This is a genomic window from Stenotrophomonas sp. IS26, from assembly GCF_054188265.1.
Map to the genome: position 1 here is coordinate 55,550 of NZ_JBSZJV010000014.1, position 14,107 is coordinate 69,656.

The following is a 14,107-nucleotide window of genomic DNA, read 5'->3' on the forward strand; positions in this document are numbered from 1 at the left end:
ATTGAACGTGGCGAACACAACGCAGGGACGGATCCGCAAGATCGTCATCGCCGGTGGCGGCACCGCTGGCTGGCTGGCCGGCTGTGCGCTGGCGCACCAGTTCCGCGACCAGCTGGACATCACCCTGGTGGAGTCCGAGCAGATCGGTACGGTGGGTGTCGGCGAGTCGACCGTGCCCCCCATCCGCACGTTCCACCGTTTTCTGCAGATCGATGAGCAGGAGTTCCTGCAGGCCGTCGCCGGCACGTTCAAGCTCTCGATCTCGTTCGAGAACTGGCGTCGCCCCGGGGAGCGTTTCATCCATCCGTTCGGCACGATCGGGCAGGGCACCTGGGCCACGCCGTTCCACCATTTCTGGCTGGACAGCCTACGCCGCGGGATGCCATCGGACCTGGGCGATTTCTGCCTGGAAAGCGCGGCCTCGCGGCAAGACCGGTTCTCGCTGCAGACCCAGCCCCAGGTCAACTACGCCTATCACTTCGACGCCGGGCTCTACGCGAAATTCCTGCGCCGCAAAGCCGAAGGCCACGGGCTGCGACGGGTGGAAGGCAAGATCCGCGAGGTCCGCCAACATGCCCACGACGGCGCCGTTCAATCGCTGGTGCTGGAAGACGGACAGGTCATCGAGGGCGACCTGTTCATCGACTGCACGGGCTTCCGCGGCCTGTTGACCGAGCAGACCCTGCATACCGGCTATGAGGACTGGCACGAATGGTTGCCCAGTGATCGTGCCGTTGCGGTGCAGACCGCGTCGGTCGGGCCGCCGGTTCCGTATACCCGCGCCATCGCGCACGAAGCCGGGTGGCGGTGGCATATCGCGCTTCAGCACCGGGTCGGCTGCGGGCTGGTGTTCTCCAGCCGCCACATGTCCGATGACGAGGCGCACGCCAAGCTGCTGCGCGACGTTGACGGCCCGCCCCTGCGCGACCCCTGGCTGGTGCCGTTCCGCAGCGGAAGGCGGTTGAAGGCCTGGAACAAGAACGTGGTGGCACTCGGGCTTGCCAGTGGTTTCATCGAGCCGCTGGAATCGACCAGCATCCACCTGACCATCACCGCGGTGGTACGCCTGATCCAGCTGTTCCCGTCCGACGGCATCAGCCCGGCACTGGTGGACCTGTACAACGAGGTCAGCCGGCAGGAGATGGAGCACGTGCGCGACTTCATCATCCTGCACTACCACGCCAACCAGCGCGACGAGCCGATGTGGAAGGCCTGTCGTGAGATGGAGCTGCCCGAATCGCTTGCGGTCCGGCTGCGTGCCTGGCGCGAACGTGCGCATGCCTGGCAGGACCCCGGCGAGCTGTTCCGGGTCGACTCCTGGACGAGCGTGCTGATGGGGCAGGGGATCCAGCCGGGACCTGTGCATCCGCTTGCAGCCGCCATCGGGGACGCGGACCTGCGCACGCTGTTGATGCGGATCCGCCAGCCGGTGGAGCAGGCGCTCGCGACGATGCCGTCGCAGGCAGCATTCATCGAACGCTACTGCAGAGCGGCGCAGGACGTATGGCCACGGGCCTCCGCCTTGGCATAGCACAGAGGCACGCTGTTGCCCGGAAATGGTAGCGCTACCTTCAAACACCCACGGGATGGACTACATGGATCTGGTTGCTGGAATCGATGCAGGTACGCAGAGTCTGAAAGTCGTGGTGTACGAGCCTGCCGGGCGGCATCTCATTGCCAGCGCCAGCGCGCCCCTGGAACTGATCTCCACTGCCGATGGCAGCCGTGAACAGGACCCGGCAGCATGGGTCGCAGCCCTTCAGGCCTGCTTCCGTGCGATCGATTCCAAGATCAGGTCCCGCATCTGCGCGCTGGCGGTCTCGGGCCAACAGCACGGCTTCGTACCCGTCGACGCCGCCGGGCAGGTCCTGGCACCGGCCAAACTGTGGTGCGACACCAGCACCTCGGCCGAGTGCGTGCAGATCATGGAGGCGGTCGGCGGAACAGCGCGCACCATCGCGCTCGCCGGCAACCCCGTCCTTACCGGTTACACCGCGTCCAAACTGCCCTGGACGAAGACGCACCGGCCCGAGGCCTACGCCAGGCTCGCAACGATCCTGCTGCCGCACGACTATCTCAACCTCGTGCTGACCGGCCAGCGCTTCTGCGAATACGGAGATGCGTCGGGCACGGGCTGGCTGGACGTGCGCACCCGCACGTGGTCGGCCGAGTTGCTGCGCGCGACCGATCCGGAGCGTGACCTTGCGCTCTGCCTGCCGCGGATCGCCGCACCCGACGAGCTGTTCGACATCGATCCGGCCGCGGCGGCCAGACTGGGGCTGCCCAACACCGTGAAGGTTGCCGTTGGGGGCGGTGACAACATGATGGCGGCCATCGGTACCGGCTGCGTTGCACCGGGCCGCCTGGCGATGAGCCTGGGCACCTCGGGCACCCTGTTTGCCTGCTCCGACACGCCCGTGGTCGATCCCGACGGGGCGTGGGCCGCGTTCTGCTCCTCCACCGGCGGCTGGCTGCCCCTGATCTGCACGATGAACTGCACGGTGGTGACCGAACAGGTCGCCGACGCCTTCGGCTTCAGCACCCGCTACGGCGATGGCCACCTGCGCGCCACGTCGCCCGGCGCCGACGGCCTGGTGATGCTGCCGTTCCTCAACGGCGAGCGCACGCCGGATCTGCCGCTCGGCAAGGGCGTGCTGGCGGGGCTGGACACCACCAACATGACCCCGGCGCATTTCTATCGCGCGGCCATGGAAGGGGCGACGTACAGCCTGAAGTACGGCTTTGATGCCTTCGTGCGCGCCGGCATGTCGTTCGAGCGCATCGTGCTGACCGGCGGTGGCAGCAACAGCACCGAGTGGCGGCAACTGGTGGCCGATGTATTCGGCCTGCCGGTGGATGTGCCGATCCACGCCGAAGGCGCGGCGTTCGGCGCCGCATTGCAGGCCCTGTGGGCCTTCGGCAAGGCACGCGGTGATGCCACCTCCATCGCCGCTATCGCTGACCAGCATGTCGCGCTCGCGCCGCAGCTGTCCGCGCGCCCGGATCCGGCGCGCGCCCAGGCCTATGCCACCGCATATGCACGTTTCCTGCGTCATCTCGACGCCCTCACGCCGCTGTATCGCGGCTGATCCCCCTTTCCGCGACCCCTCGCACAACGACAGGACGAGCCACCATGAGCACGCAGCCCTTCATCGGCGCCAAGGAATACTTCCCCGGCATCGGCCGCATCCCCTTCGAAGGCCGGGACTCGGACAACCCGCTCGCCTTCAAGGTCTATGACGCCAACAAGATCATCGGCGGCAAGACCATGCAGGAGCACCTGCGCTTTGCGGTCTGCTACTGGCACACCTTCTGCAACGCCGGGCATGATCCGTTTGGTCCAGGCACCCGCCATTTCCCTTGGGAAGCCAGCTCGCCGATGGCGACCGCCGAGGCCAAGGTGGATGCGGCCTTCGAGTTCTTCACCAAGCTGGGCGTGCCGTACTGGTGCTTCCACGACATCGACCTGGCGCCGGATGCCGACGATGTCGGCGTGTACGAAAAGAACCTCAAGCACATGGTGGGCCTGGCCAAAGCGCGCCAGGACGCCACTGGAATGAAACTGCTGTGGGGCACCGCCAATCTGTTCTCGCACCCGCGCTACATGAACGGTGCCTCGACCAATCCCGATTTCGCGGTGGTGGCGCGGGCGGCGGTGCAGGTGAAGGCGGCCCTGGAGGCGACGGTTGAACTGGGTGGCGAGCATTACGTGTTCTGGGGTGGCCGCGAAGGCTACGCCTCGCTCGTGAACACGCAGATGAAGCGCGAGGTCGACCACCTCGCACGGTTCCTCACCATGGCGCGGGACTACGGCCGCAGCATCGGCCTGAAGGGGAACTTCCTGATCGAGCCCAAGCCGATGGAGCCGATGAAGCACCAGTACGATTTCGACAGCGCGACCGTGGCGGGCTTCCTCAAGGCGCATGGCCTGGACAAGGACTTCAAGCTCAACATCGAGGCGAACCACGCCACGCTCTCCGGCCACACCTTCGAACACGATCTGCAGGTCGCCTCGGACAGCGGCCTGCTGGGCAGCATCGACGCCAACCGCGGCAATGCCGAGAACGGCTGGGATACCGACCAGTTCCCGAGCGACCTGTACGACACCGTGGGCGCCATGCTGGTGGTGCTGCGGCAGGGTGGGCTGGAAGGCGGATTGAACTTTGACGCCAAGGTCCGCCGTGAATCGACCGACCTGGACGACCTGTTCATTGCCCATATCGGCGGCATGGATGCGTTCGCCCGCGGGCTGGAAGTCGCCCACGCCCTGCTGCACGAATCGCCGTGGGAGCAGTGGCGCAAGGAGCGTTATGCCAGCTTCGACAGCGGTGCCGGCAAGGAGTTTGAGCGCGGCGGGCTCAGCCTCATCGATCTGGCCGCGCTGGGTGCCAAGGGTGGCGAGCCCCGGCAGACCAGCGGCAAGCAGGAACGCTACGAAAACCTGATCAACCAGTACCTGCTGCGCTGAGCGCGGCGGCATGGAGAGCACCATGACCCACCACCACCCCACGTGCCGCACCGGTTTTCTGGTGTCGGTGCTGCTGCTTGCGCTTGCCGCCTGCAAGGGCGAGGACAAGGCCGCGGCACCTCCCCAGGCCCAGGCCCCGGCCAACCCATGGCCGGCGGTGACCTGGCCGCTGCCGCCCGATGCCGCACTGGAAAGGCGGATCACCGACCTCATGGACACCATGACGGTGGAGGATAAGGTGGGCCAGCTGGTGCAGGGGGATATTGCCAGCATCACGCCGGAGGACCTGCGCCGGTACCGGCTGGGCTCGGTCCTGGCCGGGGGCAACTCCGACCCCGGCGGCCGCTACGATGCCTCGCCTGCCGAATGGCTGGCGCTGGCCGATGCGTTCCATGCCGCTTCGATGGATACCTCGCACGGCGGCAAGGCGATTCCAGTGCTGTTCGGTATCGACGCGGTGCATGGCCAGAGCAACATCATCGGCGCGACCCTGTTCCCGCACAACATCGGCCTGGGCGCGACCCGCAACCCGGAACTGCTGCGCCGCATCGGTGAGATCACCGCCCTGGAAACCCGCGCGACCGGGATGGAGTGGGCGTTCGCGCCCACCGTGGCGGTACCGCAGGACGATCGCTGGGGACGTACCTACGAAGGGTATTCCGAATCGCCCGAGGTGGTGGCCAGCTATGCCGGTGCGATGGTCGAGGGCCTGCAGGGCAAGGTGGGCTCGCCAGCCTTCCTTGACGGCCGTCATGTCATCGCCTCGGTCAAACACTTCCTCGGTGACGGCGGCACCACCGATGGCAAGGACCAGGGCGATACCCGGATCAGCGAGGCCGAGCTGGTCCGCATCCATGCCGCCGGCTACCCGCCAGCGATCGCGGCTGGCGCACAGACGGTCATGGCCTCGTTCAACAGCGTCAACGGCGAAAAGATGCACGGGCACACCGGGTACCTGACGGACGCGCTGAAGGGCCGCATGAATTTCGGTGGTTTCGTGGTGGGCGACTGGAATGGCCACGGGCAGGTCAAAGGCTGCACCACCACCGATTGCCCGGCCACCATCAACGCCGGCCTGGACATGGCCATGGCGTCGGACAGCTGGAAGGGCTTCTACGAAACCACACTGGCGGCGGTCAAGGCCGGCACCATCACCCAGGAGCGCCTGGATGACGCCGTGCGCCGGATCCTGCGGGTCAAGATGAGACTCGGCTTGTTCGAAGCGGGCAAACCGTCGTCGCGCGCGGTCGGCGGCCAGTTCGCGCTGATCGGTGCGCCGGCCCATCGCGAGGTTGCACGCCAGGCGGTGCGCGAATCGCTGGTACTGCTGAAAAACCAGGGCGGCGTACTGCCGCTGTCGCCGAAGCAACGCATCCTGGTGGCCGGCGATGGCGCCAACGATGTCGGCAAGCAGTCCGGCGGCTGGACGCTGAACTGGCAGGGCACCGGCACCACCCGCAACGACTTCCCGAATGCCGATACGATTTACGAAGGCATTGCACAGCAGGCGAAGGCCGCCGGCGGCGAGGCGCTGTTTGCGGTGGATGGCAGATACACGACGAAGCCGGATGTGGCCGTGGTGGTGTTCGGCGAGAACCCCTATGCCGAGTTCCAGGGCGATCTGCCCACGCTGGCGTACAAGCCGGGAGATGACACGGATCTTGCGATGCTCAAGCGGCTCAAGGCCGACGGCATTCCGGTGGTGGCGGTGTTCCTCAGCGGGCGGCCACTGTGGGTGAACCGTGAGATCAACGCCGCCGATGCCTTCGTAGCGGCATGGCTGCCCGGCTCGGAAGGCGCCAGTATTGCCGATGTGCTGCTGCGCAGACCGGACGGCAGCGTGCAGCACGACTTCAAGGGAAAGCTGAGCTTCAGCTGGCCGCGCACGGCAACGCAGTACGCCAACAATGTCGGGCAGAAGGACTACAACCCGCAGTTCGCCTTCGGCTTCGGCCTGACCTATGCCGACAATGGCGATCTGGCCGCGCTGCCGGAAGCGTCGGGCGTCACCGGCAACGAAGGGGCGGCCGGTGTGTTCTTTGCGCGCGGGGATGCCGGCTCCGGCATGGCCCTGCGGCTGGAGGACAGCACAGGGCAGGGGGTGACCGTCACCCAGGTGCCCGAATCGCTCGAGGGCGATCTGCTGAAGGTCACCGGCGTGGATCACCTGGCGCAGGAAGATGGCCGTCGGCTTGCGTGGTCGGGCAAGGGGGAGGCGATCGTCGCGCTGCAATCGCACACGCCGCTGGACCTGCAGCGCGAGAGCAACGGCGATCTGATGCTGTTGACCACGCTGCGCGTTGACGCCGCCCCGCATGGCGAGGCCTGGTTGGCGGTCGGTTGCGGCACGGGCTGCTCGGCGCGCATTGCGATCGGACCGGCACTGGCGAGCCTGCCCGCAGGCAAATGGACGCGCGTGGGGGTGCCGTTGAAATGCCTGGCGGCGGCCGGCGCGGAGGTCGGCAAGCTGGATCGCCCCTGGTCGCTGGCAACGTCGGGAACCATGACCGTCTCGGTGTCACGCGTCGCGCTGGGTGCCTTGAATGAAGCCGAGACCACCATCGCATGCCCGGGCGCGTGACAATGCGCCCTGCGTCATCGGCGCTTGGGTGGGCTCGCGACCGAATCGCGCATCACCAGCCGGTGTGGCACGACGTGGTCGGTCAACACGCGGCTATCATCCGTCCTGCGGCGGATGGTGCGCAGCAGGATATCGATGGCTGCATCGGCCATCGAGGCGATCGGCTGATGAATGGTGGTGAGTTCCGGCCAGACGGTGGTTGCGGCCGAGGTGTCATCGAAGCCCACCACCGACAGGTCGCGCGGCACCTCCAGGCCGCGCCGGTGTGCGACGGAGATCACCGCCGCGCCCATGTCGTCGTTGCTGGCGAAGATCGCGGTCGGCGGCCGGCGGTGGGACAGCAGCTTCTCTGTCGCGGCAAGCCCCGAACGGTAGGTGTAGTCCCCCTGCTGGATGAGGCCGGGTTCCACCTGCAGGCCTGCGTCATGCAGGGCGCTGACAAACCCATCGTAGCGCCGCGCGCTCGCGCTGAGATCGGTGCGGCCACAGATGAAACCGATACGGCTGTGACCGTGCTGGATGAGGTGCTCGGCCATCTGCTTGCCCGCGTGGAAATCGTCGATGCGCACGCAGGAAATATCGTTGCTGAGGTGACCCGATGCGATCGCGACCACCGGGATGCCTGCCTTGACCAGCTCGGTCACGGCAGCCTGCGATTCGCACAATGGCGGCGGCAGGATGACGCCATCCACGCGTCCGCCCAAGGCACGTGCGGCCTTGCGCTCGGCGTCGGGATCGAAGTTGTCCCAGTAGTGGATGACCAGCTGGATGGCGGCGTTGGAGGCAACCCGCAGCAGGCCGACCAACAGCTCCCGCAGGTAGGCACCGCTGGGATTGGTGTAGATCAGCGCAATGCGCGTGTGCTGCGCGGCGGCCAGCGAACTCGCCGCCAGGTTGGGCGCATAACCCAGCTCGCGCACCGCGCGCATCACGCGCTCGCGGGTGACATCGCGCACCTTGCCCTGGTTGATCGCGCGCGACACGGTCATCGGCGATACCCCGGCCAGCGCCGCCACCTCGTCGATCGTCACACCGCTGGTTTTGCGGCGGACCGATTTCTTCGGCTTGTCCAATACGCGTTGCCTTTCTTCTTTGTGACGCTGCCGCAAGGCGGGCACGTCCGCAGCTTACAAGGTTTGCTGGCAATGCTGCTGCTCCGCTGGAATGTCGAGCGGTGTCACTGGATGTTGGGTGTCGCCCTGGCACTTTTCGCCTGCGCGGGCAGCGTGCGCGCAGAGGACGGCTACGCCCTCTGGCTGCGCTACGCACCGCTGGAACCTGCCCTCGCGACCGACTACCGGACACGGCTGGGCGGGGTCGTGGCCCCCGATCAGACCCCGACGCAGCGTGCCGCGCGCGAGGAGCTTGTACGTGGCCTCACCGGCCTGCTGGGTCGCGCGCCGCGGATGCAGATCGCGCCCAGCGCGGAGGCCAGCGTGGTGCTGGGCACCCCCGATTCGTCGGCCGTGATCGCGCCGCTCCGCAAGGAGATGGAATCACTCGGCGACGACGGCTACCTGCTCAGGCGTGCGCACATCGGCGGGCGCGAGGCGCTGCTGTTGGCCGCACGCCAGGATATCGGGGTGCTGTATGGCGTGTTCCATCTGCTGCGACTGCTGCAGACCGGTGCGTCACTCGATGACCTCGAGGTTCGCGAATCGCCACGGCTCGGGCTGCGCGTGCTCGACCACTGGGACAACCTGGACGGCTACGTGGAGCGCGGCTATGCGGGCCGCTCGCTGTGGGACTGGCAGACCCTGCCGGAGTGGCGGGACCCACGCTATACGGACTATGCGCGTGCCAACGCCTCGCTCGGCATCAACGGCACCGTACTGAACAATGTAAACGCGAGCGCGCAGAGCCTTGCTCCGGCATATCTCATCAAAGCGGCCGCGCTGGCGGACATGTTCCGGCCGTACGGCATCCGCGTGTACCTGAGCGCGCGCTTCAGCGCCCCCATCGAGCTGGGCGGGCTGAAAACCGCCGATCCGCTCGACCCGGCCGTGCAGCGTTGGTGGCGCGACAAGGCCGACGAGATCTACGCACGCATTCCGGATTTCGGCGGCTTTCTGGTCAAGGCCAATTCGGAAGGACAGCCCGGACCGCAGGACTATGGCCGCTCGCATGCGGACGGCGCCAATCTGCTGGCTGACGCGCTGGCACCGCATGGCGGCGTGGTGATGTGGCGCGCCTTCGTCTACGCGCATGAGGTGCCCGAGGACCGCGCCACGCAGGCCTACACCGAATTTGCCGGCCTGGACGGTGACTTCCGCCCGAACGTGATCGTGCAAGTAAAGAACGGGCCCATCGACTTCCAGCCGCGGGAGCCGTTTCATCCCCTGTTCGGGGCCATGCCACGCACGCCGCTGATGATGGAGGTCCAGATCACCAAGGAGTATCTCGGCTTCGCCACACATCTGGTGTACCTGGGGCCGCTGTACGAGGAGGTGCTGCAGTCCGATACCCATGCAGGCAGCGCGGGCGCCACGGTCGCGCAGCTCCTGACCGGGATCGCCGGCGTTGCCAACATCGGCAGCGATCGCACCTGGAGTGGGTCGCACTTCGACCAGGCCAACTGGTACGCCTTCGGCCGTCTTGCCTGGAATCCGGACCAGTCCGCCCGCGACATCGCGGCGGACTGGGCAGCGATGACGTTTGCGCCGGATCCCGAGGTGGTGGCGCCCATCGTCGACATGATGATGGCCTCGCGCGAGACCGCGGTGAACTACATGACGCCGCTGGGCCTGCACCACCTGATGGCGCGCGGGCACCATTACGGGCCGGGCCCCTGGGTGGACGGCGGTCCGCGCGCGGACTGGACCGCCGTGTACTACCACCGCGCCGACCGCGATGGCATCGGCTTCGATCGCACCGCGCGCGGCAGCAACGCGGTGGCCCAGTACTCCCCCGAGGTGGCCGCCGTGTACGGCGACCTGGCACGGGTGCCGGAGCCGCTGCTGTTGTGGTTCCACCATGTCCCGTGGGATCACCGCACGGCCTCAGGACGACCGCTGTGGGACGAACTGGTGGGGCGTTACTCCCTGGGTGTACGCCAGGTAGAGGGCATGCAGGCCACCTGGGCAGGCCTGCAGGGCAGGGTGGATGCGCAGCGGCATGCGCAGGTCGCCGCCTTCCTCGGCATCCAGCGGCGCGAAGCGCAGTGGTGGCGCGATGCCAGTGTCGCGTACTTCCAGTCGGTCAGCGGCAGGCCCTTGCCTGCGGGCGAAACCGCGCCGCCACACGCGCTGGCGTGGTACCAGCGCCTGCAGTTTCCTTCCGCGCCGGGAGATGGGCGATGAGTCGGACACGGGTGATCGTCTGGATGCTGGCGACCGCCGTGGCATGCGCTGCCATGACGGCCGTGGCACAGGAACCGGCAACACCGCTGCTGCATCCGCTGTTCCAGGATCACGCCGTGCTGCAGCGCGACCAGCCGATTCCGGTCTGGGGCCATGCTGCGCCCGGCACCCCGGTCTCCGTGGTCTTCGCGCGACAAACCGTCACCACGCGCGCGGACGCCGGCGGCCAGTGGCATGCAACGCTGAAACCCATTCCCGCCGGCGGCCCTCACGACATGACCGTCCGCGCAGGGACGGCCACCCAGAACGTGCATGACGTACAGATGGGCGATGTCTGGTTGTGTTCCGGGCAGTCGAACATGGAACTGCCGGTGTGGCGCGCGCTCGACGCAGACAGTGAGATCGCCTCCGCCACGCACCCGACGATCCGCCTGTTCACCGTGCCCAAGGCGGCAGCCGTTACGCCGCAGAGCACGTTCCCGGCGCCGACCGCGTGGAAGCCGGCGTCGCCAGCCGCGGTGCGCGACTTTTCCGCCGCCTGCTTCTACTTCGCGCGTGAACTGCAGAAGACCGTCGACGTCCCGATGGGGCTGATCCAGGCGGCGTGGGGCGGCTCGCGGATCGAGGCGTGGACCAGCGCCGACGCGCTGCGTATGCAGGGCGGCATGGACCCCGCGCTTGACCTGCTCACGGTCTACGCAAGCAACCCTGCGGCGGCAACCGCGGGCTGGGGCGAGGTATGGCAGCAGTGGTGGTCGATGCGCGACGGAGCCTTGCAAGGCGACACTCCCTGGCAGCCGGGCGAAGACAACACGGCATGGCACACGGCCCCCGCCGCGCTGGGCGCATGGGAGCGCTGGGGCGTGCCGGCGCTTGCCGACTACAACGGCATGGTCTGGTACCGCACCCAGGTCACGCTGACCGCCGCGCAGGCGGCGCAGGGCGCACGGCTTGCGCTGGGCGCCGTCGATGAGACGGACATGACCTGGGTCAACGGCGTGGCGGTGGGCAGCCAGTACGGTGCAGCGGAGGCGCGGCGTTATACCCTTCCCGCCGGTCTCTTGAACGCCGGCGAGAACACGGTGGTGATCAACGTGCTGGATACCTACGGCGAGGGTGGGCTGTCGGGACCGGCCGACGCCCATGCGGTGGAGCTGGACGACGGCACGCGCATCGTCCTGGACGCGCCGTGGCACTACCGGGTGGCGGCCGGTGCACAGGCACCGCCGCTGGCGCCCTGGCATGCCGCCACGGGTCTGTCGACGCTGTACAACGGCATGATCGCGCCGCTCGGCGGCTATGGCCTGCGTGGAATGCTCTGGTACCAAGGCGAGTCCAACACGGGTGACGGCGCCGCTTATGCCAACCGGCTGCGCAGCCTGCGCGATGACTGGCGCAGCCGGTTCGGTGCGCGGATGCCGCTGCTGGTGGTGCAGTTGGCCGGCTATGGGCAGCCGCCTCAAGCCCCGGGCGAGAGTGGCTGGGCACAGGTGCGCGAGGCGCAGCGCCGCGTCGCGGCGGAAGACCCGCATACCGGGCTCGCGGTGGCGATCGACATCGGCGACGCGTACGACATCCACCCGCCCAACAAACAGGAGCTGGGCCGGCGCCTCGCCCGGGTGGCGCGTCACGTGGTCTACGGCGAACGGGCGCTGGCACCTTCCGGCCCGACGGTTCGCACGGCGTCGCGCGCGCAGGGCGAAACAAGGCTCGCGTTCGACAACGTCACCGGCACCCTGGCCACGACCGGTGCGAACGGCCCCATAGGATTCGAGCTCTGTGATGCCGATGCGCGGCATTGCGACTATGCCGAGGCCGTGCTGGAGGGGCGTGAGGTTGTGTTGGATTGCATGGATTGCGTGGAGCCGGCCAGCGGCCGGCACTACCGGAGCGGCGCGTTGCGTGTGCGCTATTGCTGGGCGGACGGTCCCGTCTGCACGCTGCGCGACAGCAGCGATGCGCCGGCCGGCCCCTTCGAGATTTCCCTCACCGCCGCGGAGGTCCCCTGATGCGCCTGCTGATTGCCACGCTGCTCCTGCTGCTGCCTGCTGCGCCATCGCTCGGTGCCACGCCGGCGCCGCCGGTCTACTTCGATTGGTTCGAATATGCCGGTCACGACGCGGCCTTCGAGACTCCGCTGCCCGCCGGTCACTACCGCAACCCGATCCTGGCCGGCTTCCATGCGGACCCGAGCATCGTCCGCGCCAATGACCGGTTCTATCTGGTCACTTCCAGCTTCACCTACTTCCCGGGTATTCCGGTATTCGAAAGCATCGATCTGGTGCACTGGAAGCAGATCGGCAACGTGATCGATCGCCCCACGCAGCTGGACTTCGATGGCCTGAACGTCTCCCGTGGCATCTTCGCGCCGGCGATCGAGTACCACGACGGCATGTTCTATGTGGTCACCACGGCCGTCGACAGTGGCGGCAACTTCATCGCGACCGCGCGCGACCCTGCCGGCCCCTGGTCCGACCCACACTGGCTGCCCAGCGTGGAGGGCATCGACCCGTCGCTGTTCTTCGACGACGACGGCGCCGTCTACCTGGTCAACAACGATGTGCCGCCCGGTCCGCAGCGCTACGAAGGCCACCGCGCCATCTGGATGCAGCAGATCGATCTGACCGCGTTCAAGCCGATAGGGCCGCGCAGGGTGCTCATCGACGGCGGGGTGGAGCCGGCGAAGAACCCGATCTGGATCGAGGGGCCGCATGTCTTCAAGCGCGATGGCTGGTACTACCTCTCCGACGCCGAGGGTGGCACCGGGCCGCAGCATTCCCAGGTGGTCCTGCGCAGCCGCGAGGTCTGGGGGCCGTACCTCCCGTATGCGGGCAATCCGATTCTCACCCAGCGCGACCTGCCGGACGACCGGCCGCTGCCGATCACCAACGCCGGGCACGCCGACTTGGTGGAAGGTCCGGACGGCGCCTGGTGGGCGGTGTTCCTGGCCAGTCGCAATTACCAGACGCGCCACTACAACACAGGGCGGGAGACGTATCTGCTGCCCGTGCAGTGGCGGGATGGCTGGCCGGTGATCCTGCCTGCCGACCAGGTCATTCCGTACGTGGTCAAGGCGCCATCGTGGATGCAGGGCGATGCCTCGCAGGCCCCATCAACCGGCAACTTCGTCGATCGCGACGACTTCGATGCACCCACGCTTGGCACCGGATGGGTGCAGGTGCGCGTCCCCAAACAGTCATGGGCAGACCTGGGCCGGCGTCCGGGCAGCTTGGCCGTGCATCCGCTGCCGGAGAACCTCGACACGCTGCGTAACCCTGCCTTCCTTGGCCGCCGTCAGCAGCATCTGCGCTTCGAGGCCAGCACCGACATGACGCGGCCGGCGACGGGTGTGGCGGCGGGCCTTGCTGCGTTCCAGAGCGAGAGTTACTGGTACTTCCTGGGCGTGCGCAGCCTCGGCGGGGATCGCGTGGCGATCTTCCTGGAAGGGCGCGATGGCAGCGGGGCGACCCGCACCCTGGCCACGCGCACCGCGATGGCGTCCACGTCGCTGCGCCTGAAGATCGCCGGTGACGAGGGGCGCTATGCCTTCGCGTTCGATACGGACGACGGGCGTGGCTGGCAGACCCTCGCGGGCGACGTGGACGGAACGGTATTGAGTACGGATCGCGCAGGCGGCTTCGTCGGCGCCCTGCTGGGACCATTCGCGCGCGATGAGCGCGCTTTGAGGAGCAACTGATGACGCGTACGTCTTCCCTCCACCGCGGCCGTCGCGGCCCCATCTTCCGCACGCTGGCGCTG

The 14,107-nt window shown here is 67.6% G+C and carries 8 protein-coding genes; 7 read left to right on the top strand and 1 reads right to left on the bottom strand.

The window, feature by feature from the left end:
• Position 1 precedes the first annotated feature (1 nt).
• The 4 genes from ACW6W5_RS13030 (at position 2) to ACW6W5_RS13045 (ending at position 7,049) form a co-directional block, all read left to right on the top strand.
• Positions 2-1,531, top strand: coding sequence for a tryptophan halogenase family protein (locus ACW6W5_RS13030; protein WP_152153179.1), 1,530 nt, complete (start codon positions 2-4; stop codon positions 1,529-1,531).
• A gap of 64 nt (positions 1,532-1,595) precedes the next feature.
• Entirely contained in the window at positions 1,596-3,089 is a 1,494-nt protein-coding gene (gene xylB / locus ACW6W5_RS13035) for a xylulokinase (RefSeq protein ID WP_152153181.1), read from the top strand.
• A 44-nt stretch (positions 3,090-3,133) separates the two neighbouring features.
• Entirely contained in the window at positions 3,134-4,468 is a 1,335-nt protein-coding gene (xylA, locus tag ACW6W5_RS13040) for a xylose isomerase (protein ID WP_152153183.1), read from the top strand.
• Positions 4,469-4,490: 22 nt separating this feature from the next.
• Positions 4,491-7,049, top strand: a complete 2,559-nt coding sequence (locus ACW6W5_RS13045) for a glycoside hydrolase family 3 protein (protein ID WP_152153184.1) — start codon at positions 4,491-4,493, stop codon at positions 7,047-7,049.
• A 14-nt stretch (positions 7,050-7,063) separates the two neighbouring features.
• On the opposite strand, the gene ACW6W5_RS13050 is transcribed toward ACW6W5_RS13045, so the two are convergent.
• Positions 7,064-8,122 carry a LacI family DNA-binding transcriptional regulator gene (locus ACW6W5_RS13050; RefSeq protein WP_152153186.1) on the bottom strand — a complete coding sequence of 353 codons (1,059 nt, stop codon included), beginning with the start codon at positions 8,120-8,122 and terminating at the stop codon, positions 7,064-7,066.
• A 72-nt stretch (positions 8,123-8,194) separates the two neighbouring features.
• Between ACW6W5_RS13050 and ACW6W5_RS13055 the strand changes: the two genes are divergently transcribed.
• Genes ACW6W5_RS13055 through ACW6W5_RS13065 form a run of 3 tightly spaced genes read left to right on the top strand, consistent with a single transcriptional unit; the run spans position 8,195 to position 14,045 of the window.
• Entirely contained in the window at positions 8,195-10,348 is a 2,154-nt protein-coding gene (locus ACW6W5_RS13055) for an alpha-glucuronidase family glycosyl hydrolase (RefSeq protein WP_428999837.1), read from the top strand.
• Positions 10,345-12,357, top strand: a complete 2,013-nt coding sequence (locus ACW6W5_RS13060) for a sialate O-acetylesterase (protein WP_193222820.1) — start codon at positions 10,345-10,347, stop codon at positions 12,355-12,357. The genes ACW6W5_RS13055 and ACW6W5_RS13060 overlap by 4 nt, the downstream gene beginning before the upstream one ends.
• A complete protein-coding gene (locus ACW6W5_RS13065; RefSeq protein ID WP_152153188.1) occupies positions 12,357-14,045 on the top strand; it encodes a glycoside hydrolase family 43 protein in 1,689 nt (562 codons plus the stop codon). Before ACW6W5_RS13060 ends, ACW6W5_RS13065 begins: the two co-directional genes overlap by 1 nt.
• Positions 14,046-14,107 lie beyond the last annotated feature (62 nt).